Here is a 22,274-nt window from a genome sequence, read left to right on the forward strand (position 1 = left end):
TGCCCGCGATGTCCACGCCGGTGGGCCAGCAGGTCGCCGCGATCCGCCGCACGCCTGCCCAGGCGCAACGAGATTTTCGCACGCTGCTTGACGTTCTGGCCCGCCCGGGCAGCATCGGGACACTGCTCCCGCCACCCGAAGGACCCGCGGCGGTCGTCCCGGTGATCGGGCTCGCCGACCTCGAGGTGCCGCTCGCGATCGTCGCCGACTCTTCTGACGCGAGGTGGACGCGGGCGGTCGAGGTCGCCACGCAGGCACCGATCGTTCCGCTCACCGAGGCCCGGATGGTGCTCGCGCTCCGACCTCTTACAACGGCGGAGCTGTCCAGCCTCCACCGCGGCGACCCGATGCATCCCGAACACGGCACGCGACTGGTCCAGAGCGTCACCGGGCTTGGTGTCCCGAACCGCCAGGCCGGCGTCAACCTCCGCTTGACGGGGCCCGGCGTGCCGGGCGAGCGGCGGATCGCCGTCCGCGGGCTGCCGACCGAGTTCTTCGCGACGCTCTCGGCTGTCAACGCCGACTTCCCGGCCGGCGTCGACACGTTCCTCGTCGCCGGGAACGGCCTCGTCGCCGGTCTACCGCGCAGTGTCAACCTCGACTTGTCAGGAGCTGTCTGATGGGGTACGCGGCCGCACGTGGCGGCACCGAAGCGATCCTCGCCGCCGAGGACCTCGTCCGCCGCGCCCGCGACGGTGGCGGGAGTGCGTGGCTGGGACTCGACCAGATCGGCGAACGACTCCGCCTCGCCGTCGACCGGGTCCAGGGCGAGGGCGGACTCTGGGCGCCGGAGCTCGCGGCCAGGGCGTTCCGCCAGGCCGAGGGCGACGTCTCCGAAGCGGCGCAGATCCTGCGCGCGCACCGGTCGACGATCCCGCGGCTCGCGTACTCCGAGCCCGTGCACGCGGACGAGCTCTCGGTGCAGCGGCGGATCTCCCCCGCGTTCCGCAACCCACCCGGGCAGCAGTTGCTCGGCCGCACGCTCGACTACGTCGGCCGGCTGCTCGACCTGATGCCGGAGCCGGAGGACGCCGACTCCCAGCCGGCGACCCACGTTCACCACCACGACCACCCCGCGGCGCCGGTGGAGACGAACGGCGTCGATCCGCGCCACCCACCGCGGCTGCTCGGCCTGCTGCGCAAGATGGATCTCGTCGTCGACCGCCGTTCCGAGGACGACCCGGAGCCCGACGACATCACCCGCGTCCCACCACGGCCCGGCTCGGCGCAGCGCTCCGCGCGGCTCACCGCGATGGCGCGCGCGGAGACCGGCGCGCTCGTGCACCTGTGGTACACGGAGACGTTCACGCCGACCAAGCACCAACACGAGTTCCCCGGTGAGGTCCGGCACGGCACGCTTCCCGTACGACTGCGCCACCCCGTCACCGGCAACCCGGTCACGGTCGCCGAGGTGCGCGTCACCGAGGTCGAGACGATCGACGACCTGGACCGGCTCGACGAGGACCGTACGCGGCTCGACATCGGCTACGGCATGTGCTTCGGCCACAACGAACGCAAGGCGATCGCGATGGCCGGCCTCGACCTGCTCGTCCACCGCGACAAAGGCCAGACCGACCTCGAGCAGCGCGTGCTGCTGACGCTCGACGGCATCGAGTCGTCCGGGTTCCTCGAACACCTCAAGCTGCCGCACTACGTGGACTTCCGCTCGGTGATCGACCGCAAGCGCGCCGTCCGCCGTCCGCCCGCGGAGGCCGTTCGATGACGTTGTGGGCACTCGCCGGCGAGAACGACACGTCCGGCATCTTCGACGAGCTTTCCAAGCGCGAGGTCCGCCGCGCCGTCCTCACTGCCGTCGCGGTGCCCGGCTACCAGGTGCCGTTCGGCTCCCGGGAGATGCCGGTCGCCCGCGGCTGGGGCTCGGGCGGGCTGCAAGTCACGCTCGCGGTGGTCGGCGCCGAGGACCAGCTGAAGGTGATCGACCAGGGCGAGGACGCCGGTGTTAACGCGTCCAACCTGCGCAGGCTGATCGTCGGCCAGGTCGGCTGCGCGGAGGTGACCGACACGAGGAAGGCGACCGTGATCCAGTCGCGGCACCGGATCCCCGAGACGCGGCTGCGCGACGACCAGGTGCTGGTGTTGCAGGTCCCGGTGCCGGAGCCGCTGCGGCTGGTCGTCGGCGACGCGCGGGAGCAGCAGCGCATGCACGCCGAGGCCGATTACGCGAAGATGTGGGTGAGCCTGTACGAGGACATCGTCCGCAACGGTGTGATCATGCAGTCCGCGGGATATCCGTGTTTGGTCAACGGGCATTACGTTTTCGCGCCGTCCCCGATCCCCCGCTGGGACGTACCCAAGCTGCACCAGTCCGACCACCTGACGCTGCTCGGCGCTGGGCGGGAGAAGCGGATCTACGCGGTGCCGCCGCACACCGACGTCGAACCGCTCACGTTCGAGGACGTGCCGTTCGAGACGGAACGTACCGACGGCGCCGCGTGTCACTTCTGTGGCGCCGACGACTCCTACCTCGTCGAGGTGCCGTCGACGGACGGCTCGGTGAGGTGGGTCTGCAGCGACACCGACCACTGCGACCGCCGGAGGGAGGACGCGTGAGCGACTGGCTGCTGCGGGTCGACCGGCTCGGCAAGATCTTCGGGCCTACTGGCCCCGACTCGTTGCCGGGCACGGGACCCGTGTACGGGACCGCCGTCTCCCCCGCGACCGGTGCTGTCGTGGCCTGCTGGGACGTGTCGTTCGAGGTCGCGCCGGGCGAGGCGCTCGGCGTGATCGGCGAGTCCGGCTCGGGCAAGTCGACGTTGCTGCGGTGTATCGCCGGCGACGATGTGGCGACCTCCGGCTCCGCGTACCTGCGTACTTTCGAACGAGGCAAGGCGAATCTGCTCGAGCAGCCGCCGAGCGTGCGGCGGCGGCTACGGATCGACCAGCTGTCGGTCGTCTACCAGAACCCGGCGACCGGCCTCGACCTGAACCTCTCGGCGGGCGGCAACGTCGCGGACCGGCTCACCGCGGCGGGCTGGCGGCACTTCGGGCGGATCCGGTCGCGGGCGAGCGAGCTACTGGAACGTACGGAGGTGCCGCTCGTGCGCATGGACGACCAGGTGAGCACGTTCTCCGGCGGCATGCAGCAGCGCGTACAGATTGCCAAGGCACTCGCGAACCGGCCACCGGTGTTGCTGCTCGACGAACCGACAACCGGGCTCGACGCGTCGGTCGCGGCGGGCGTGCTCGACCTGCTGCGCGGGCTGCTCGAGGAGCTGGAGGTCGGGGCGGTCGTCGTGTCGCACGACTTCGGGGTGATCGAGATGCTGACGCGGCGCGTGCTGGTGATGCAGCACGGCCGGGTGGTCGAGGCAGGGCTGACCGACCAGCTGTTCGAGGATCCGCAGCATCCGTACAGCCAGCAGCTCGTCGCGGCGGCCCGCGGATGAGCGCGGTGTTGGAGGTTCGGGGGCTGCACAAGGCGTTCGTGCTGCACACGATCGACGGGCGCGAGGTCTCGGCGTTGCGCGGGGTGGATCTCGCGGTGCGCGCGGGCGAGCATGTGGCTCTGGCGGGGCGGTCGGGTGCGGGCAAGTCGTCGTTGCTGCGTTGCGTTTTCCGTACGTACCTGCCGAGCGCGGGGTCGCTGCTCTTCCGTACGGCGTCGGGGGCGGTCGTCGATCTGGTGGGGTTGTCGGACGCGTCGATGGCGGATCTGCGGGGGCACGAGATCGGGTACGTGTCGCAGTTCCTGCGGGCCGAGCCGCGGCGTTCGGTGCTCGAACTGGTCGCGCGGGCGGGCGTCGCGCGCGGGATGCCGATCGACGACGCTCGTTCGGCCGCGGCTTCGGCGTTGGCTCGGCTCGGGATCGAGGAACGGTTGTGGGCCGTACACGCGACGGTCCTGTCGGGCGGCCAGAAGCAGCGGGTCAACCTGGCCGCGGGCACGATTTCCCCACCCCGGTTGCTGCTTCTCGACGAGCCGGTGTCGGCGTTGGACCCGGCGAACCGCGAGGCGGTGCTGTCGATGATCGCCTCGCTGTCCGACTCGGGGGTGGCGGTGCTGTCGGTGTTCCACGACCTGGAGGCGATCGAACGGTTGGCAACCCGGGTCGTCGTCCTCGCGGACGGCCGCGTGGTCGCCGATGGGCCGCCGGCCGCGACTCTTCGCGATTCCGAACTCGACCTGGAGGTGGCTCGATGACAACGATCTTCGCGCACGGGCAGGCGGTGCTGCCGGACCGCGTTCTCGACGACGCGGTGCTCGTGGTCGAAGACGGTCTGATCGTGTCGGTCTCGGCGGCGCTCCCGGGCGCGGTACCGCGCGGGGCGATCGATCTGCGTGGCGCGTTTCTCCTTCCTGGCTTGGTGGACAGCCACAGCGACGGGTTGGAGAAGGAGCTGCGGCCGCGACCGAACGTGGAGCTCGGCCTCGACTTCGCGGTGACGAGCTTCGAGGGTCGGGCGCGGGCCGCTGGGGTCACGACGTGCTACCACGGCATCGGGTACGAGGTGAGCGTGCGCAAGGAGCGGACTATCGAGCGGGCGCTGCAGATCGTTCATTCACTGCAGGATCGGGCGTCCAGTGGATGCGCGCTGGTCGACCATCGGCTGCTGCACCGGCTCGACGCGCGCGACCCAAACGCGCTGGCGGCTTTGCAACGTGCGCTTGACGGGCCTGTTTCCGACGACCTCGTTCCGCTGGTGTCGTTCGAGGACCACACGCCGGGGCAGGGTCAGTATCGAGACCCGAGCTACTACCGGAAGTGGTTGGAGGGCTCCGAGGGTCTGGACGAGCAGGAGGCGCAACGTCGGGTTGACGACCTGATCAACGAGCGCGCCAGCCGGGCTTGGCATCGTGACGTCGCGCTGCGTTGGCTCTCCGACGCGGCCGCTGCTGGGCGGGCGCGGCTGCTGGCGCACGACCCGGTGACGGAGGAGGAGATCGCCGTGGCCGCCAAGCACGGCGTCGCGGTGGCAGAGTTCCCGACCACGTTGGAGGCCGCCCGGGCGGCGCGGGCGCATGGCATGGACATCGTGGCGGGGGCGCCGAACGTTCTGCGCGGCGGCTCGCACTCCGGCAACGTGTCCGCGGCCGAACTGGTCGCCGAGGGCGTGGCGGACTCGTTGTCGAGCGACTACCTGCCGAGCGCCCTCCTGGCCGCGGTCTTCCGGCTGGCGTCTTCGCCCGTCCTCCCCCTACCGGCCGCCGTCGCCCTGGTGACCTCCGGCCCCGCCCGCACGGTTGGCCTCACCGACCGCGGCACCCTCACCCCCGGCCAGCGCGCCGACCTCGTCGCGGTGACGGTGGACCGTGGCTGGCCCACGGTGCGCCTGGTACGCACGGCCGACGACCAGCTGGGCCTGGTCAGCTAGCCCGAGCCCGCTTTGGGTCGGGGGCACCCTGGTCCCAAAGGTTCGGACGAGGGTGCCCCCGACCCAGCCACCCCGCCATCTTTGGATGAATCATCCAATAGGCCGGCCCCTCCACCCGCGACGCCCCGTGATCATGTACGTGATCATGAAGCCGAACTGGTCGTATTCGACGGGTTTGCCTTCATGATCACGCTCATGATCACGGGGCGGGTGGCGGCGCTGTTGGATGAAGGGCACCTTCATCCAACAGGTTTGGATGAAGGTGCCCTTCATCCAACGCTGCGGCCCGAGTGCTCCAGCCGGGGATCTTCGGCGTGACGAGCTCGTGCTGCGTCATTCTCGTCCGCCAGGGTTTTAGCCGGAGCCGTACGCGTCAAGGGCGCCATAGGCGGCGCTTCGCGCGGGATGGCGTCGCTGCGCGATCGCTTTGCGACCCTTGACCCGTACGACTCCGGCCAAAGGGCGGCGGGGACGAGAACGACGCCGCCCCTGGTCGACGCCCCCAACCCCTCGCGCCGCCAGCTCTCCGCGCGCCGGCCCGGCGCTTCTTGTGGTGAAGATGAAGCCGGGGCGCCCAGTCGACGTCGGAGGGCCGCGCTCGAGCCAGTGCCGCGCGCGCCGTGATCATGTACGTGATCATGAAGCTGGAGCCCCTCTATGCGCCGCTCAGCCTTCATGATCACGTTCATGATCACCGGGCACCGGCCTCGAGCGTTTGAATGAAGGGCACCTTCATTCAATAGGTTGAGATGAAGGTGCCCTTCATAAGAAACCGGTCGGCTCTTGACGATCCACCTCGCCATGGTTAAACGTATAACCATGCAGCAGCGGACCGGCCGGCCCACGTCGCGCGATGTCGCGGCGCTGGCGGGCGTGTCCGTGGCGACCGTCTCCTACGTGCTCACCGGCCGCGCGACGAAGGTCGGCGCCGAGACGAGGCAGCGGGTGCTGGAGGCCGCCCGGCAGCTGGACTACGCGCCGAACCAGTCCGCTCGCAGCCTCCGCCGCAGGAAGACCGAGCGCATCTGCCTGGTCGTCGGCTCGATCGGCGTTCCCGCGTACGACCAGCTCGCCCGCGAGCTGCACGACAAGGCCGACGAAGAGGGGCATGGGGTTCTGACGATCGTCGTCAACAACGCCCAGCGCGCCGCGCAGACGATCGAGCTCCTCCACCAACGCATCGCCGACGGGGCGGTGATCGCGAGCTCGGTGCCGTTCCTCGACGGCGACGCCCTCCGCGCCCTCGCCCGCAGCGGGCTGCCGCTCGTGGTGATGAGCAACGAGCTCGAGCCGGAGGGTTTCGACGTCGTTCGCGCCCCCGAGCGGCCGGCCTGCACCGAGGCGGTCGACCACCTGTTCGCGATCGGCCGGAAGCGGGTCGCGTACGTCGGCCACCACCGCGAGGTCTCCGGCGACTCGGGCAACCACGAACGGCTCGCCGCGTACGAGGACTCGATCCAACGGCACGGCGCCAAGCGGATCGTCGTCGACGGCGCGGACGACCGCGTCGTCGCCTACCGTGCCGTCGAGAATCTCCTGCGACAGAAGGACAAACCCGACGCGATCTTCGCCGCCTCCGACCGCGCCGCGATCAGCGCTATCTGGGCGGCGCGCGACGCCGGCCTCGCCGTCCCGACCGACCTCGCCGTCGTCGGCGTCGGCAACCTCGAGGACGGCCTGATCACCAAGCCACCGCTCAGTACGGTCGGCCCTCCCCAGCTCGACTTCAGCGCCACCACCTCGATGCTGTTCGAACGCCTCGCCGCGACCGACCCACCGGCAGGCCGCGAGGTGACGACGCCCTGGTCGTTCATCCAACGCGAGTCCGCCTAGGAGTCAGCCCATGACCACCACGAGACGCGATCTGCTCCGACTCGCTGGCCTCGCCGGCGTCGCCGCCGCGGCAGCGGCCTGCGCCGGGGCGCCGAAGGACCCGACCACGAGCGGAGGTGGCGACGCCAAGACGTTCAGTGTGTACTGGAACGCCGGCCACGCGTACAAGGCGTACGACAAGGTCATCGCCGAGTTCGAGAAGGCGCACGGCGTCACCGTCAACCTGAACAAGCAGCAGTGGCCCGACCTGCGGACGCGCCTGCTCGCCGACTTCGCGTCCGGCAACGTCCCCGACGTCGTCGAGGAGCCCGGCGGCTGGGTACAGGAGTTCGCGATCTCCGGCGACGCCCGCCCGCTGCAGGAGTACGTCGACGAGGACGGCGAGAAGATCGGCTTCCCGCAGGACTGGCAACCCGGAACGGTCGACCGCAACTCCTTCGAGGGCAAGGTGTACGGCGTCCAGCTGCACTACACCTGCACGCTTCTCCTGTACAACAAGGCGATGCTCACCGCTGCCGGTGTCGAGCCGCCGACGACCTGGAACGACTTCCTCACTGTGGCGAAGAAGCTCACCAAGGACGGCGTGCACGGAGTCGCGCTCAACCAGGACGCCGGTTACAGCTGGCCGTGGCTGCTGCAGAACGCGGTCAAGTACTACGACCCCGACAGCAAGCAGGTCCTCGCGCCGAACGAGGCCGCGGTCGAAGCCCTGCAGTTCCAGGCGGATCTCGTGCACAAACACAAGGTCTCCCCCGTTCCGACGCCCGGCACCGACTACTCCGGCCCGCAGAAGCTGCTGAGCGCCAACCGCGCCGCGATGATCCTCACCGGCCCGTGGGACCTGGCGCCGATCGCGCAGACCAGCCCCGACCTCGAGCTCGGCATCGCAGTTCCCCTGCACCACAAGACGCAGGCGACGATCTCGGCCGGCACCAGCCTGTTCGTTCCGGCCAAGGCGAAGAACCCCGAGCTGTCGTGGGACTTCATCAAGCGCATCACCGCCCTGGAGGTCGAACGTGCCGCCACGAAGGAGGTCGGCATGCTGATGCCGCGCCGCTCGTGGGCGCAGCAGCCCGAGGTCAAGAACGACGAACGCTACAAGGCGTTCTCGCAGTCGTTCCCGTTCGCGGAGGACTCGAGCGCGGAGCTCCGGCTCACCGGCAAGAGCGGCGAGATCGGCGAGCTGTACAAGACGCTCTACCAGAGCGTGGTGATGCGGAACGAGCCCGCCGCGAAGGCCGTGCCGACGTTCGTCGAAGCAGCCAAGAAGGTGCTCGGAAGCTAGGCATGCGCTCGCTCAACCGACGCTACGCCGTCACCGCGTACCTGTTCCTGCTGCCCGCGGTGGTGTTTTTCGGCATCTTCTTCTACCTGCCGATCGCGAACATCCTCTCCACCGGCACGCAGACCGGTCCGCAGGCGAACGTGCCTGCCGGAATCGACAACTACGTCAAGGCGTTCGGCGACGCCGCGATGCACAACTCGTTCAAGGTCACGCTGATCTTCGCCGTCGCGACGACCGTCGGCTCGATCGTGCTCGGCCTCGGGCTCGCGCTGCTGCTCGACCGTCCGCTCAAGGGACGCGTGGTGTTCCGCGCCGCGCTGCTCGTCCCGTACCTCACGTCGGTCGCGATCGTCGGCCTGCTGTGGCGCAACATCCTCGACCCACAGCTCGGCATCCTCAACCGGCTCCTCGACAGCGCCGGCCTCCCCCAGCAGCAGTGGCTCAACACCCACCCGCTCGCGACGATCGTCGCGGTGACGCTGTGGCAGCACGTCGGCTACACGATGGTGCTGTTTCTCGCTGGCCTGCAAGGGATTCCGGAGACGTACGCCGAGGCGGCCAAGATCGACGGTGCCAGCCCTTCGCAGCAGTTCTGGAGGATCACGCTTCCGCTGCTCGCACCGACCACGCTGTTCGTCTCGGTGATGTCGGTGATCTCCGGCCTGCAGGCGTTCGGACAGGCGTACATCATCACCGGCGGCGGTCCGGCGAACCAGACCGACCTGTACGTGTTCCACGTCTTCAACGTCGCCTTCACCTCGCGCGACTTCGGCTACTCCTCCGCGCTGTCGTTCCTGCTGCTGATCGTGATCGTGCTGTTCACCACACTGCAGCTGCGCGCTGGCCGGCGAGCGGAGGTGCAGTACTAGATGCGACGCGCCCTCACCTACGCAGCGCTCGGCCTGGTCTGCGCGATCACGGTCGTTCCCCTGCTCTACATGCTCTCGCTGTCCCTGCAGACCGAGGCCGAGACGCTCGCCGCCGACCCGGTGCTGCTCCCGTCGGACCCGCAGTTCGGCAACTACGCAACGCTGTTCGAGCGCGCTCCGTTCGGCAACTTCATCGTCAACAGCCTCGTTGTCGCGGGCGGCATCACGATCGCGCACCTGGTGTTCGACCCGCTCGTCGGGTACGCGTTCGCGAAGTTCCGATTCCCCTTGCGCAACACGCTGTTCGTGCTGCTGCTCGCGACCCTGATGGTGCCGTTCTTCGTCCGGATGATCCCGCTGTACGTGATGATGGCCAACCTGGGTTGGCTGAACAGCTACCAGGCACTGATCACGCCGTTCCTCATGGACGCGTTCGGCATCTTCCTCATGCGCCAGTTCATCCAACCGATCCCCGACGACCTCATCGCCGCGGCGCGCATCGACGGCGCGAGCGAGTTCCGCATCTACCTGCGGATCATCCTGCCGCAGGTACGGCCGGCGCTCGCGGTGCTCGGGCTGTTCACGTTCGTCTTCCAGTGGAATGAGTTCCTCTGGCCGCTGGTCGCGACGACGACCGAGAACATGCGCACGATCCCGGTCGGGCTCACGCTGTTCAACCAGGAGTACTTCACGCTCTGGCACCTCACCGCGGCGGGCTCGGTGATCCTGTTCGTCCCGACCGCGTTGCTGTTCCTGTTCAGCCAGCGATACCTCGTTCGCGGCATCACGTTGACCGGACTCAAGTAGGAAAGGCCGTCCACATGCGGGGAGAACGCCCGAACGTCATCGTCGTGTTCACCGACCAGCAGCGGTGGGACACGACCGGGGTGCACGGCAACCCGCTCGACCTCACACCGAACTTCGACGCGATGGCACGGTCCGGAACGCACGTCACGCAGGCGTTCACCCCCCAGCCGGTCTGCGCTCCGGCGCGGGCGGCGATCCAGACCGGGCGCTACCCGACCGCGACGGGCACGTACCGCAACGGGATCCCGTTGGCAGCCGAGAACCGCACGCTGGCGCACTGTTTCGGCGACGCCGGCTACGCGACGGGCTACCTCGGCAAGTGGCATCTCGCCGACCAGGAGCCCGTCCCCGCCGACCAACGCGGCGGCTACCAGAGCTGGCTCGGCGCGAACGTGCTCGAGTTCACCTCCGACGCGTACCGCACGATCGTGTTCGACGAGGACGAGCAGTCGGTAATGCTGCCCGGCTACCGTTCGGACGCCCTGTTCGACGCGGCGATCCGGTTCGCCGCGGACCACGTCGACGAGCCGTTCTACCTGTTCCTCTCGCTGATCGAGCCGCACCACCAGAACGAGGTCGACTCCTACCCCGCTCCGACCGGCTACGTCGAGCGCTACCAGGGCCGCTGGCTGCCGCCCGACCTCGCCGAGCTCGGCGGGACAGCCCATCGGCATCTTGGCGGCTATCTCGGCCAGATCAAGCGGGTCGACGAGGGGCTCGGCCGGCTGTTCGACGCGCTCCGCAGCCTCGATCTGCTGGACGACACGATCGTCGCGCAGACGTCCGACCACGGCTGTCACTTCAAGACGCGGAACTCCGAGTACAAGCGGTCCTGTCACGACGCGTCGATCCGGGTGCCGCTCGCGCTGCGCGGTCCGGGCTTCGACGGCGGCGGGGCCGTCGCGCGACCGGTCAGCGTGCTCGACCTGCCGCCGACGCTGCTCGCGGCGGCCGGCGTGCCCGTGCCGGACGCGATGGACGGGCGGTCGTTCCTGCCACTGCTCGCCGACGCGCGGGCGGACTGGCCGGAGGAGGTGTACGTCCAAGTGTCCGAGTCGGAAGTCGGCCGGGTGCTACGAACGGACCGCTGGAAGTACTACGTGGTGGACCCTTCGGCGGATGCCTGGGACGACGCATCCGGACTTTCGTATGTAGAGACAGCACTTTATGACCTGGCCAACGATCCCTACGAACTGGTCAACCTGGCCGGCTCCCCGGCCCATCGTTCCGTCGCCACCGCCCTTCGAGGGGTACTGCTGCGACGAATGGCCCAGGCCGGCGAGCCGACGGCCACGATCTCCGAAGCACCCACCCCCACCCTCGAGCTGGGTGGGCAGCGCCGGGTGGACCCGATGGTGCACGACGGCCGCTACGTTCCGACCAGGTTCGGGCACCAACCCGGCCCGAACGGCTGAAGCAGTCGGAAGGAATGGCACGATAGCGCCATGGCCGCCTTTCTCTATCTCGCCGCGGGGTCCGACCTCACCCTGGCCGACATCGCCGCCTGGGTCGACCGAGCCCGTGCGCTTGGCGCCACCGACGGCACCCCGGTCCAACTCGGCGAGCCCCCGGCCGCGATCAACCGCTCCGGCACCAGCGCCCTGACGATCCCCGTCACCGTCTCCAAGTCCGTCCTGCCACCGGCGTGAGGCTCGGCCGACCGGCCGCTGCCGTGGGGTTCACGTTTCTGCGGATCCCGCTGATCTTCGGCTGCCTCGCGCTGGCCTACGTCCTGTTCCGCGCCGCGGGTGAGCCGCACGCCCTGGCGCTCGCGCTGTCGACCTCCACGATCGCGGTCACGCTCACGAACGTCGTCAACCTGGCCTTGCTCCGCCGCGGCGTCCACCGCGAGGGCGGCCGGCTTCGCGAGCTGGTCGGCTTCGACCGTACGCGGATCGGCCGCGACGTCGGCTGGGGACTGCTCTGGCTGTTCGTGCTGTACGTGCCGTTCGCGCTGACGCTGCTGGTCGTCCCGCTCGTGCTCCGGGCGGACTACGAGGAGCTCTTCGTCGGCGTCTACGCCGACAGCACCGGCACGGCCGTTCCGCTCTGGCTCGGGCTGGGCATCGGCGTGCTGTTCCCGTTCCTCAACGCGCCGACCGAGGAGCTGCACTACCGCGCCTGGGCGCAGCCGCGGGTCGGGATCGCGGTGATGGCGGTCGCGTTCGGCCTCCAGCACCTCGCGTTCGCCCCGAGTTGGCAGGCGGCCGTGGCGTACGCGATCGCGTTCACGCTGTGGGGCGCCCTCGCCGGGATCATCTACCAGCGGCAGGGGCGACTGGTGCCGCTGATCGTGGCGCACTTCCTGACGAACGCGCCGTTCGGCATCCTCCCGTACGCGTTCGCGCTCAGCACCTAACCTCGGGATTTCAGGTGTTGGTGGGCGACATTGGCCTGGGAAGACGGAAGTGCCTGTCATGCTGGGAAACTTGGGACGGCGACATCTCGAGTGATCCGAGCGGGAACGCTCTCCGTAGGTGAAGCGTCGTGGTCGCCTTACCCGGCCAGTGGCCGCTCTACCTGGCGTCCACCCCACGTAAAGCGGCAAATGATCATGTAAACATGATCATTGGCCCCAAGGGGCGGGGCCGTGCGTACCCACCGCTGGACGAAAGATCGAGGCTAGGGCAAGGCTAGGGCACGGTCGTCCAGGCGCCGTACATGCAGGGCCCGATCACGATCCCCTGTTCGGCGTGGACCTCGGCGAGCAGCCGATCGGTCAGTGTGTCCTGGTCGACCTCGGCCGCGGTGGCGATGCCGAGGCGTTCCATCAGCGGGAGGGCAGCGGTCGCCACGTTGGCCCAGCCGAACGCCACCGCACGTTCGCCGCCGCCGACGGCCGACTCCATGACCAGCTCCGGATCCGGCAGACCCGCGGCGTGGAACGTGGCGAACAGGGACGGGCCCATCCGCTGGTCCACCTCGAGGGTCTCGAACGTCTCGACGATCCAGGACCTGAGCTGTCGCCAGGTAGGCCCGTCGACGGTCGACCAGGTGTAGGTCATGTCCGGCTCCTGCACGCAGACCAGCCCGCCGCTGCGCACCAGCCCGGCGGCTCGGCGCAGCGCCAGCACCGGGTCGGCGAGATACATGAACACCCCGCGCCCAACGACCGCGTCGAACTCACCGTCCTCGGTGGTCAGGGCTTCGACGCTGCCCACGCGGAACTCGAGGTTGCCGAATCCGGCACTCGCGGCCAGCCGCGCCGCCCGTTCGACGGCCTCCGGATCCCGGTCGACGCCGACGACACGCCCCTCCGGCCCCACGAACTCGGCGGCGAGGCGCGACACGTTCCCCACCCCGCTGCCGAGATCGAGGACCCGCATGCCGCGGGACAACCCGGCCGAAGCGAACAACCGCCGGGTCAGCGGATCGAGAACCCTCCCCTGAGCCAACAGCCGATCCTCCTCGACCTGCTGGTAGGTCGTGAAGTACTCCCGCTGGGCCATGTGACTCCTCCGAGTTCGTCGATCGGAGGGGGACGATAGGGGACTCCGCTATGGATCGGTTATCGAAGCGCCATAACGCCCGTTCAGTCGTGGAACACGGCGGGCACGTCCGCAACGAGCCGGTTGACCGTACGGGCGAACCGCTCGCGCTCGGGGGCAGGGAGGTCGAGGAGCAGCTCGTCCATCCGCGCGATCAGGTCGTCGTGGAACTCCGCGCCCGCCTTCGCACCCTCCGGCGTGAGCGTCACCAGGACGGCACGGCGGTCGTTCGGGTCGGCGGTACGGACGACGAGGCCGCGGTGCGCGGCGCGATCGACCAGGCCGGTGAGGCTGGACCGCTCGAGCCCGAGGATCGTGCACAGCTCGGCCATCCCGTGCGGGCGGTCGGCGAGCGTGCAGAGGATCTGCGCCTGCGCCGTGGTGAGGTCGTGGTCGCGCCCCACCTGGGCGTAGACCTCCTGCACCCGGAAGGCGAGCCGGATCAGCCCCGTGGCCGGACCGAGGGTTTGCTGCACCGTGCGAGCTCCTGCGTTGCGGTTGTTCGTGGCACGAAGTACTTTGTTCGTGGCACCAATAATACGTGACACGAACGAGGTTGGGAATGACGGACTACGGCCACGAGCTCACCTTCGGATCCTTTCTCACCCCGGTGGCGGCCGATCCCGAACGGACCATCGCCCTCGCCCAGGTGACCGAGCAGGTCGGCCTGAAGCTGATCGGGATCCAGGACCACCCGTACACGCCCGAGCTGCTCGAGGCCTGGACGATCCTGTCGGTGATCGCGGCGTCCACGGAGTCGGTACGGGTCACGCTGGACGTGGCCAACCTGCCGTTCCGCCATCCCGTCGTGCTCGCGCGCAGCGTGGCGAGCCTCGACCTGCTGACCGGCGGCCGGGTCGACCTGGGCCTCGGCTCCGGCGCGTACGCCGAGGTCGCCGAGGCGAACGGGATCCCGCCCCAGACGCCTGGCGAACGCATCGAGGCGCTGGAGGAGTCCATCGCGATCATGCGCGAGCTCTGGACTCCCGACCGCGCAGGCGTGACGTTCGAAGGCAAGCACTTCTCGTTGGCCGGCGCCAAGCGCGGGCCGATCCCACCGCACCAGCCGCGGATCTGGCTCGGCGCGCTCAAGCCGCGGATGCTGCGGCTGACCGGGGCGCGTCGCCGACGGCTGGCTGATGCCGAACAGCGGGATGTTCGGGCCGGACCAGACCGAGGCGATGCACAAGATCGTCGACGAGGCCGCCGTCGAGGCCTGCCGGTCGCCGAGCGAGATCCTGCGGATGTACAACCTGTTCGCCCAGTTCGGCTCGGGCAACGGGTTCCCGCGCGGCTCGCAGCTGGACTGGGTCCGCCAGCTCACCGAGCTCACGCTCACCCAGGGCGTCGCGACGTACCTCCTCGCGACCGACTCCGCGGACGACCTGCGCCGGTTCGCTGACGTCGCGGCTGCCGTCCGGGAGGCGGTCGCGGCGGGTCGGGCCGGGGACGTACCGACGCTGACGCCTGTACCGGCCGCCTCCGTTGGCGGGTTCGAGGTGCGGCCGACGCCGGACGACGGCGTACGTCGGAGCGACGAACGCCTCTGGGACGAGGCGGAGCGCCCGACCGGCCCGGTGCGCGACCCGAACCGCACCTACAGCCCGGACGCGGTGGCCGCCGCCCAGCAGCTGGTTACGATCCACGACAACCTGCGCTCGGAGCTCGACAACATTCGCGACCTGGTGGAGCAGGTGGCCGCCGGGACCATGGACGCCGGCCGCGCGCGGTCGGAGCTCAGCACGATGACGGTGCGGCAGAACAACTGGACGCTCGGCACGTACTGCGAGTCGTACTGCCGGTTCGTGACCATGCACCACGGCGCCGAGGACGCGCAGCTGTTCCCGCACCTGCGGCGCTCGGACCCGGCGCTCGTGCCCGTGATGGACCGGCTGCAGCAGGAGCACCGGGTGATCCACGCCGTTCTGGACCGGGTCGACCTGGCGCTGGTAGCCCTGGTCGACGGGACGGGCGACATCGACGGGCTGCGGAACGTGGTCGACCTGATGACCGACACCCTGCTGTCCCACCTGGCGTACGAGGAGCGCGAGGTGCTCGAGCCGCTGGCCCGGTTCCCCCTCCACTAGCCGAATGAGGGGAGTCTTGTCCCGACTTCGCACCTTTGGTGCCGTTCACGAAAGGCGATTTTGCTGAGAACAGGGGCCTAGGTAGCGACAAATCAGCCTCCGGTGATCCAGACTCTGTCCGTTCGGGTGATCCCCCGCGAATGAAAGTCATCACCATCAAGCCCCTCGGAGGCCCATGTGTTCGGACCAGGCCGAACATTCGGCATAGCCCTTGCAGGGTTGTCTGCCGCAGCTATCGCTCTCGCTACCATCCCGGCCACGGCCGCCGCTCCCGGATCCGGGGACAGCGCCGGTAAGCCGGTCGTGACCTCGGCCAACCCCGCGCCGACGTACAAGAGCGGTACGTACATCGTCCAGCTCGCCGACCAGCCTGTCCTCTCCTACGAGGGCGGCCTGTCCGGGCTCAAATCCACCAAGCCCGCGGTCGGCGCCAAGGTCCGGCGCGACAACGCGGCCGTGAAGAGCTACCGCTCGTACCTCGGCAAGCAGCGCGGCAAGCTGCTGGCCAAGATCGGCGGCGCGAAGAAGCTGTACGACTACGACTACGCGTTCGCCGGCTTCGCCGCGAAGCTCACCGGCGACCAGGCCGCGGAGCTCGCGAAGACGCCCGGCGTGCTGTCGGTGACGAAGGACGAGATCCGCAAGCTCGACACCTCGACCACCCCGACGTTCCTCGGCCTCACCGGCAAGGGCGGCATGTGGGAGAAGCTCGGCGGCATCGACAAGGCGGGCGACGGCGTGATCGTCGGCGTGGTCGACTCGGGCTTCTGGCAGGAGAGCAAGAGCTTCGCGCCGATCAAGACCACGAAGGCCTCCGACCGGCTGATCAAGCGCAAGTTCGACGGCACCTGTGACAAGGGCATCGAGCAGCCGTACGTCAAGTGCAACAACAAGGTCATCGGCGCTCGCTACTTCCTCGAGGGCACGGGCGTCGACAACGTCGACAAGTCCGACTACATCTCGCCGCGCGACGGTGGCGGTCACGGCTCGCACACCGCGAGCACGGCGGCCGGCAACAACGGCGTACCGGCCGTGGTCGAGGGCTCGAACCTGGGCAACGTCAGCGGCATGGCGCCGCACGCGCGGCTCGCGATCTACAAGGTGTGCTGGACGACCGGCGGCGGGGGCTGCGCGGGCTCGGACAGCGTGGCCGCGATCGACACCGCGATCGCCGACGGCGTCGACGTGATCAACTTCTCGATCAGCGGGTCGACCGCGAGCGTCGTGGACCCGGTGGAGCTGGCGTTCTTCCGCGCCGCCCGCGCGGGTGTCTTCGTCGCCGCCTCGGCCGGCAACTCCGGTCCGGGCTCGAGCACGGTGGCGCACAACAGCCCGTGGCTGGCGACGGTGGCCGCTGGCACGCACGACCGCGTGTACGAGTCCTCGGTGACGTTGGGCAACGGCGCGACCTACGCCGGCGTTGGGCAGGGCGCGGCCGTTCCCTCCTCGCCGGTCGTCCTGTCGACGGCCGTCGGCCTGCCGGGCAAGCCGGCGAACGAGGTCCAGCTCTGCTACATCGGCGCGCTCGACCCGGCCAAGGTGGCGGGCAAGATCGTCGTCTGCGACCGCGGAGTGAACGCGCGCGTCGACAAGAGCGCGGCGGTCAAGCAGGCCGGCGGTGTGGGAGTCGTTCTCGCGAACACCTCGCCGAGCTCGCTGAACGCCGACCTGCACACGCTGCCGACCGTGCACGTCGACGAGACGGCTGGCGCGGCGATCAAGGCGTACGTCTCCGCCAACCCGGCGGCGACCGCTTCGCTCGCGCAGGGCACCGGTGTGGCTGGCGCGGAGGCTCCGTGGGTGGCCTCGTTCTCCTCGCGTGGACCGGCTCTGGCCGGCGGTGGCGACCTGCTGAAGCCGGACATCATGGCGCCTGGCGTCGACGTTCTGGCCGCGGTGGCACCGCCGTCGAACAGTGGACGCGACTTCGACTACTACTCAGGTACGTCGATGTCGTCGCCGCACATCGCTGGCCTGGCCGCCCTGGTGATCCAGGCGCACCCGCGCTGGTCGCCGGCGGCGGTGAAGTCGGCGCTGATGACGACCGCGACAACCCTTGACAACAAGGGGAATCCGATCACGAATGACACCGGCACTCCCGCGAGCGCGCTGGACTACGGCGCTGGGCAGGTCGTTCCGACGAAGGCGCTCGACCCGGGTCTGGTGTACGACAGCGGCCCGAAGGACTGGATCCGCTACCTGTGCGGGCTCGGGCAGCTGCCCTCGTCCGACCGGAACTGCAAGAAGCTCGGCAGCATCGACGCGAGCAACCTGAACTACCCGTCGATCGCGGCTGGCGACCTGGCCGGGGATCAGACGATCACCCGTACGGTGACGAGCGTGTCGCGGTCTCGTTCGACGTACACGGCGCACGTGTCGTCGCCGGCTGGCTTCTCGGTGTCGGTGGTGCCCTCGAAGCTGCGGCTGTCTCCTGGGCAGTCGGCGAAGGTCAAGATCAAGTTGACGCGTACGTCGGCGGCGTTCGACGCGTACGCGTTCGGCTCGCTGGTGTGGAAGGACGGCAAGCACTCCGTTCAGAGCCCGATCGTCGTGAAGCCCGTGCGGGTGGCGGCGGCTCTGGAGGTGCGCGGTGCTGGCGCTTCGGGGTCGGCGAAGATCGCGACGAAGGCCGGCTACACGGGAACGCTCACCGCTTCGGCCGCCGGCCTGGTGGCGGGGACGGAGAGCAACGCGACGTTGACGAACCCCGACGGCTCGGCCTTCCCGACCGATGCTCCGGCGGCGAACGACCACGTGGCGAAGTTCACCGTGCCGATCGCGGCCGGCTCGTCGTTGGCCCGATTCTCCTTGTACGACTCGGACTACGCGGCGGGAACGGACCTCGACCTGTTCGTCTTCAAGGCGGGCACGAACGAGCTCGTCGGCTCGAGTGCGGGTGGATCGGCTGAGGAGCAGATCGACATCGCGGACCCGGAGGCGGGCTCGTACGACGTGTACGTCGACCTCTTCGGCCTGGCGCCGGGAGAGACGTCGCTCGCGGTGAAGCACTTCACCTGGGGCCTGGGCTCCACGTCCACGGGCAACTTGACGGTGACGCCGGCCAGCCAGCCGGCGAAGAGCGGCAAGTCCAGCTCGGTGACGGCTGCGTGGACCGGTCTGTCTGCCGGGAAGCGGTGGCTCGGCCGAGTCGTCTACGGAGACGGAACGAACCCGGTGGGCTCGACGATCTTGCGCATCGACTCGTAACCGGCGCGTTCCCACAGGGGCACCCGCTGTCGAGACTCTCGACAGCGGGTGCTTCTTTGGTGTGCGGGGATTATGCCGCCAGCGATACGCCAGCGCGGCTTGCGAGACTAGCCATGCACGGGGGATGTGCTCCCCTCGCTCCGCATCGGAAGGGGGCGGCTTCACCATGTCATCAATTCGTTCTTCAGCAGCTCGAAGTTCACGTACGTGGACAGTGGATGCATTCCCGTGAATGGCCGTTTACCGTTCCCTCGGCCGATGCAAACGGCATCACCTCATCCGATCGGGGACTTGATGAAATCGACTCGAATTTCACCGAGGAGAATTGTGGTCGCTTTGATAGCAGCGCTTGTCGCGTTTATAGCGTCTATCTCGATGAGCGCCGTTCCAGCGGGAGCCCAGTCGACAGAAGTGGTGCCCCTCGCAGGGCAGCCGCACATCGACGCCGAGGGCAGTGGAAGGGTCGTGCACAAGGACTTCTTCTTCTCCGACTCTTCCGCTGGCGCAAAGGCGCGAGCGTGGGTGCACAGCGGAGTCGATTGCCGTGACTCGTTCTGCACCATCCAGAGATACAACAACGACAGATACCGCGGCTACAAGCTGACGGGCTGCGATATCTACGACCTCGACAACTTCGTCGGAGAATACGACGCTCACAATCATGGAACGTCGAGAGTCAACCTTCTCAACGACTCCTACGGCATTATCGGCTGGCGCGGCGGCGGCTCCGCGACGAATGTGAACTGGAGCCCGGTCGGAAAGATCGGCCTCTGCAACCGCTCCTGATCGCCCAACGCGGTACGTGGCCCGGGGAGCTCTTCCCCGGGCCACGTACTCAAAGGGACTCGAGATAACCGAAGAGCGTGGCGGTGGCTTGGAGGCGGAGGGTGCTGAGGCGGTCGAGGTCGGCTTCGCGGCGGGCCAGTTCGGCGCGGACTCTCTCGGGCTTGCGGGACTGGTCGGTCGAGTGCAGCTCGTCCAGCACGGGGCGGATCAGCTCGATGCCGTAGCCGCCGCGGCGGAGGATGGCGATGAGGTGGGCGTTGCGCTGTTGGCCGCGGTCGTACACCCGGTATCCCGTCGTACGGTCCCGCGTCGGCCGCAGGAGCCCTCGCTTCTCCCACAACCGCAGGGCTGACGTTCGCACCCCGAGCGACCGCGCCACCTCGCCGACGCGCAGGTAGGCCGACGAGGGCGGAGGCGCGTCCACCACCACGGCCTCGAACGCTCCCAGCACGCGGTCGATCCGCAGCCGCTCGGCATGCAGCTCGGCGTGCGACGCGTCCACCAACGACAACACGAGCGAGCGCGACCCACCGTGCACCGCCCGCAGCACCGACAACGCCGAGTCCCAGCCGTACCCCTTGATCAGCACCCGCGCCACGCGCAGCGCCTCGGCGTGCTCGGACGTGAAGACCCGGTAGCCGCTCGGGGTCCGCGACACTGGCGGCAGGAAGCCGACGTCGGCGTATTGGCGTACCGACTGCACCGACAGGCCCGCCGAACGCGCGAGGTCGACGAGCCGCGGCCGCTTTACAGCGGCGGTGGAGGCTTTCACGGTTCCGCGTGAGCGAGACACGCGTCAAAGTCTATAACTGCGGTTCAATGAGAAACTTTAAGCATGATCGAAGTCCGCGATCTCCGCATGACCTACCGCGCCCCCATCCGCGACGCCGGGCTCAAGGCCGCTCTCCGCACGCTCGTTCACCGCCGCTACCAGGACGTGAAGGCCGTCGACGACATCACGTTCGACATCCAGGCCGGCGAGGTCGTCGGCTTCATCGGCCCGAACGGCGCCGGCAAGACCACCACGATGAAGATCCTCTCCGGCATCCTGCACCCCACCGAGGGCACCGTCAGCGTCCTCGGCCACGTCCCCTGGCAACGCAAGACGACGTTCCTCCGCAGGATCGCCCTGGTGAGAGGCAGCCAACCGATCGGCGGCCCCGTCGAGCTCACCGTCCTCGACTCCCTCCGCTACCAGCAGCTTCTGTACGACGTCTCCGCCAAGGACTTCCGCGACAACCTCGAAGAGCTCACCGACCTGCTCGAGCTCGCCAAGCTCCTCCCCCGCCAGGTCCGCGCCCTCAGCCTCGGCGAACGGATGCGCGCCGGCCTCGCGATGACCCTCCTCTACAAGCCCGACGTCCTGTTCCTCGACGAACCCACCATCGGCCTCGACGTCAGCGCCGCCGCGATCGTGCGCAGGTTCCTCAAGAGCTACGCCGAACGCACCGGTGCCACGATCCTGCTCACCAGCCACTACATGGGCGACGTCCAGTCCCTGTGCCCGCGTCTCATCCTGATCGACAAGGGCAGCCTCCAGTACGACGGGCCGATCGACGCCCTCGCCGCGAAACTCGCGCCCTACAAACTGATCCGCGTCTCCGCCCCCGATGCCAAGCCCGACCAAGTCCCGCAGGTGGGCGAGGTCGTCGAGAAGGACGGCACCACCTGGGTCATCCGCGTCGCCCGCGACGAGGTCGCCCACGCCACGACCAGACTCCTGAACGAGCTCCCCATCGTGGACCTCGCGGTCGAAGAGCCCCCGCTGGAGAACGTCATCGACCGCGTCTACCGCGAGGGTGTCGCGTGACCCGAACGCTCGCCCTCACCAGGCTCGAGATCTGGCGGCAGATCCTCACCTGGTCCGGCTCCTGGTGGTTCGTCGTCACCCTCGCCGCCCAGGAAGCGATCTCGCCCCTCCTCGGCCTGTTCATCTGGACTGCCGTGACCCCTGGCGAGCAGGTCGGCACCTACTACGTGGCGCTCCTGGCCGTCCTCCTCGCCACCGCCTCCTACGAGGCCCACACGCTGTCGAACGGCATCTACGACGGCACCATCTCCCACGAGCTGCTCAAGCCACGCGCCACCTGGATCGCGGTTGCCGGCGAGAACCTCGCGATCCGCGTCTGGCTGATCCTGATGGGAATCCCCATGCTGGCCGTGGCAATCCCCGCGTTCGGCGTGACGTTCACCGCGACGAACCTGCTCCTCGCCGTCCCCGCGCTCGGACTCGCGGCGATCCTCCGCTTCTTGTTCAGCTGGGTCCTCGCGCTCTCCGCGTTCTGGACCGAACGAGCCCACGCCACGATGGGCTTCGGCGGCGTACTGATCTTCCTGCTCGGCGGATCGGCGGCACCCGTGCCGTTCCTGCCCGAACCGATGCGTTCGATCGCCAGTGCGCTCCCGTTCCGCGCGATGCTCGGCTTCCCCGCCGAGCTCGCCACCGGGACCGTCGCGGGAGCGGACGTCGTACGCGGATTCGCCTACCAGCTTGGCTGGATCGCCCTTTTCGCCATCCTCGCGGTCGTCTTCTGGCGCGTCGGCGTCCGCCGCTACACGTCCGTAGGAGGCTGAAACC

The 22,274-nt window shown here is 68.9% G+C and carries 22 protein-coding genes; 19 read left to right on the top strand and 3 right to left on the bottom strand.

Annotation, left to right across the window (positions count from 1 at the left end):
- The first annotated feature begins 8 nt into the window (after positions 1-8).
- The 13 genes from phnH (at position 9) to JOD67_RS30020 (ending at position 12,487) form a co-directional block, all read left to right on the top strand.
- Positions 9-620: a phosphonate C-P lyase system protein PhnH gene (gene phnH, locus JOD67_RS29960; protein WP_205121053.1), complete on the top strand. Its 612-nt coding sequence runs from the start codon at positions 9-11 to the stop codon at positions 618-620.
- The gene (locus JOD67_RS29965) at positions 620-1,723 is read left to right on the top strand and encodes a carbon-phosphorus lyase complex subunit PhnI (RefSeq protein ID WP_205121054.1); all 1,104 of its coding nucleotides are present in this window, start codon (positions 620-622) and stop codon (positions 1,721-1,723) included. Before phnH ends, JOD67_RS29965 begins: the two co-directional genes overlap by 1 nt.
- Positions 1,720-2,571, top strand: coding sequence for an alpha-D-ribose 1-methylphosphonate 5-phosphate C-P-lyase PhnJ (locus tag JOD67_RS29970; RefSeq protein ID WP_205121055.1), 852 nt, complete (start codon positions 1,720-1,722; stop codon positions 2,569-2,571). Before JOD67_RS29965 ends, JOD67_RS29970 begins: the two co-directional genes overlap by 4 nt.
- Entirely contained in the window at positions 2,568-3,407 is an 840-nt protein-coding gene (locus JOD67_RS29975; RefSeq protein ID WP_205121056.1) for an ATP-binding cassette domain-containing protein, read from the top strand. Before JOD67_RS29970 ends, JOD67_RS29975 begins: the two co-directional genes overlap by 4 nt.
- 5 nt (positions 3,408-3,412) lie before the next feature.
- Positions 3,413-4,162, top strand: a complete 750-nt coding sequence (locus tag JOD67_RS29980; protein ID WP_205121057.1) for an ATP-binding cassette domain-containing protein — start codon at positions 3,413-3,415, stop codon at positions 4,160-4,162.
- The gene (locus JOD67_RS29985; protein WP_205121058.1) at positions 4,159-5,334 is read left to right on the top strand and encodes an alpha-D-ribose 1-methylphosphonate 5-triphosphate diphosphatase; all 1,176 of its coding nucleotides are present in this window, start codon (positions 4,159-4,161) and stop codon (positions 5,332-5,334) included. The genes JOD67_RS29980 and JOD67_RS29985 overlap by 4 nt, the downstream gene beginning before the upstream one ends.
- 819 nt (positions 5,335-6,153) lie before the next feature.
- Entirely contained in the window at positions 6,154-7,167 is a 1,014-nt protein-coding gene (locus JOD67_RS29990; protein WP_205121059.1) for a LacI family DNA-binding transcriptional regulator, read from the top strand.
- Between the two features lie 10 nt (positions 7,168-7,177).
- Positions 7,178-8,452: an ABC transporter substrate-binding protein gene (locus JOD67_RS29995; protein WP_205121060.1), complete on the top strand. Its 1,275-nt coding sequence runs from the start codon at positions 7,178-7,180 to the stop codon at positions 8,450-8,452.
- A 2-nt stretch (positions 8,453-8,454) separates the two neighbouring features.
- Positions 8,455-9,321 (top strand): carbohydrate ABC transporter permease, encoded by an 867-nt coding sequence (locus JOD67_RS30000; RefSeq protein ID WP_205121061.1) that lies wholly within the window; start codon positions 8,455-8,457, stop codon positions 9,319-9,321.
- Positions 9,322-10,128, top strand: a complete 807-nt coding sequence (locus JOD67_RS30005; RefSeq protein WP_205121062.1) for a carbohydrate ABC transporter permease — start codon at positions 9,322-9,324, stop codon at positions 10,126-10,128.
- Positions 10,129-10,142: 14 nt separating this feature from the next.
- On the top strand, positions 10,143-11,543 hold the full coding sequence (locus JOD67_RS30010) for a sulfatase family protein (RefSeq protein ID WP_205121063.1): 1,401 nt from the start codon (positions 10,143-10,145) through the stop codon (positions 11,541-11,543).
- A 30-nt stretch (positions 11,544-11,573) separates the two neighbouring features.
- On the top strand, positions 11,574-11,777 hold the full coding sequence (locus JOD67_RS30015) for a hypothetical protein (RefSeq protein WP_205121064.1): 204 nt from the start codon (positions 11,574-11,576) through the stop codon (positions 11,775-11,777).
- Positions 11,778-11,800: 23 nt separating this feature from the next.
- On the top strand, positions 11,801-12,487 hold the full coding sequence (locus tag JOD67_RS30020; protein ID WP_205121065.1) for a CPBP family intramembrane glutamic endopeptidase: 687 nt from the start codon (positions 11,801-11,803) through the stop codon (positions 12,485-12,487).
- Between the two features lie 274 nt (positions 12,488-12,761).
- Here JOD67_RS30020 and JOD67_RS30025 read toward each other — a convergent pair whose 3' ends face one another.
- Positions 12,762-13,577 carry a class I SAM-dependent methyltransferase gene (locus tag JOD67_RS30025; protein ID WP_205121066.1) on the bottom strand — a complete coding sequence of 272 codons (816 nt, stop codon included), beginning with the start codon at positions 13,575-13,577 and terminating at the stop codon, positions 12,762-12,764.
- Positions 13,578-13,660: 83 nt separating this feature from the next.
- Positions 13,661-14,092 (bottom strand): MarR family winged helix-turn-helix transcriptional regulator, encoded by a 432-nt coding sequence (locus JOD67_RS30030; RefSeq protein WP_205121067.1) that lies wholly within the window; start codon positions 14,090-14,092, stop codon positions 13,661-13,663.
- Positions 14,093-14,178: 86 nt separating this feature from the next.
- On the opposite strand from JOD67_RS30030, the gene JOD67_RS40545 reads away from it, so the two are divergent.
- The 4 genes from JOD67_RS40545 to JOD67_RS30045 all read left to right on the top strand — a co-directional run bounded on the left by JOD67_RS40545 (position 14,179) and on the right by JOD67_RS30045 (position 19,696).
- Positions 14,179-15,018, top strand: a complete 840-nt coding sequence (locus JOD67_RS40545; protein ID WP_239554104.1) for an LLM class flavin-dependent oxidoreductase — start codon at positions 14,179-14,181, stop codon at positions 15,016-15,018.
- Between the two features lie 283 nt (positions 15,019-15,301).
- Positions 15,302-15,703: a hemerythrin domain-containing protein gene (locus JOD67_RS40550; RefSeq protein ID WP_372442371.1), complete on the top strand. Its 402-nt coding sequence runs from the start codon at positions 15,302-15,304 to the stop codon at positions 15,701-15,703.
- 303 nt (positions 15,704-16,006) lie between these two features.
- Positions 16,007-18,910, top strand: a complete 2,904-nt coding sequence (locus JOD67_RS30040; RefSeq protein WP_307782603.1) for a S8 family peptidase — start codon at positions 16,007-16,009, stop codon at positions 18,908-18,910.
- Between the two features lie 375 nt (positions 18,911-19,285).
- Positions 19,286-19,696, top strand: coding sequence for a hypothetical protein (locus tag JOD67_RS30045; protein ID WP_205121068.1), 411 nt, complete (start codon positions 19,286-19,288; stop codon positions 19,694-19,696).
- Positions 19,697-19,745: 49 nt separating this feature from the next.
- On the opposite strand, the gene JOD67_RS42155 is transcribed toward JOD67_RS30045, so the two are convergent.
- Positions 19,746-20,489 carry a MerR family transcriptional regulator gene (locus JOD67_RS42155; protein WP_307782604.1) on the bottom strand — a complete coding sequence of 248 codons (744 nt, stop codon included), beginning with the start codon at positions 20,487-20,489 and terminating at the stop codon, positions 19,746-19,748.
- Between the two features lie 42 nt (positions 20,490-20,531).
- On the opposite strand from JOD67_RS42155, the gene JOD67_RS30055 reads away from it, so the two are divergent.
- On the top strand, positions 20,532-21,506 hold the full coding sequence (locus JOD67_RS30055) for an ABC transporter ATP-binding protein (protein WP_205121069.1): 975 nt from the start codon (positions 20,532-20,534) through the stop codon (positions 21,504-21,506).
- Positions 21,503-22,270 (top strand): ABC transporter permease, encoded by a 768-nt coding sequence (locus tag JOD67_RS30060; RefSeq protein WP_205121070.1) that lies wholly within the window; start codon positions 21,503-21,505, stop codon positions 22,268-22,270. Before JOD67_RS30055 ends, JOD67_RS30060 begins: the two co-directional genes overlap by 4 nt.
- Positions 22,271-22,274: the final 4 nt, after the last annotated feature.

The sequence above is a fragment of the Tenggerimyces flavus genome, from assembly GCF_016907715.1.
GTDB lineage: Bacteria > Actinomycetota > Actinomycetes > Propionibacteriales > Actinopolymorphaceae > Tenggerimyces > Tenggerimyces flavus.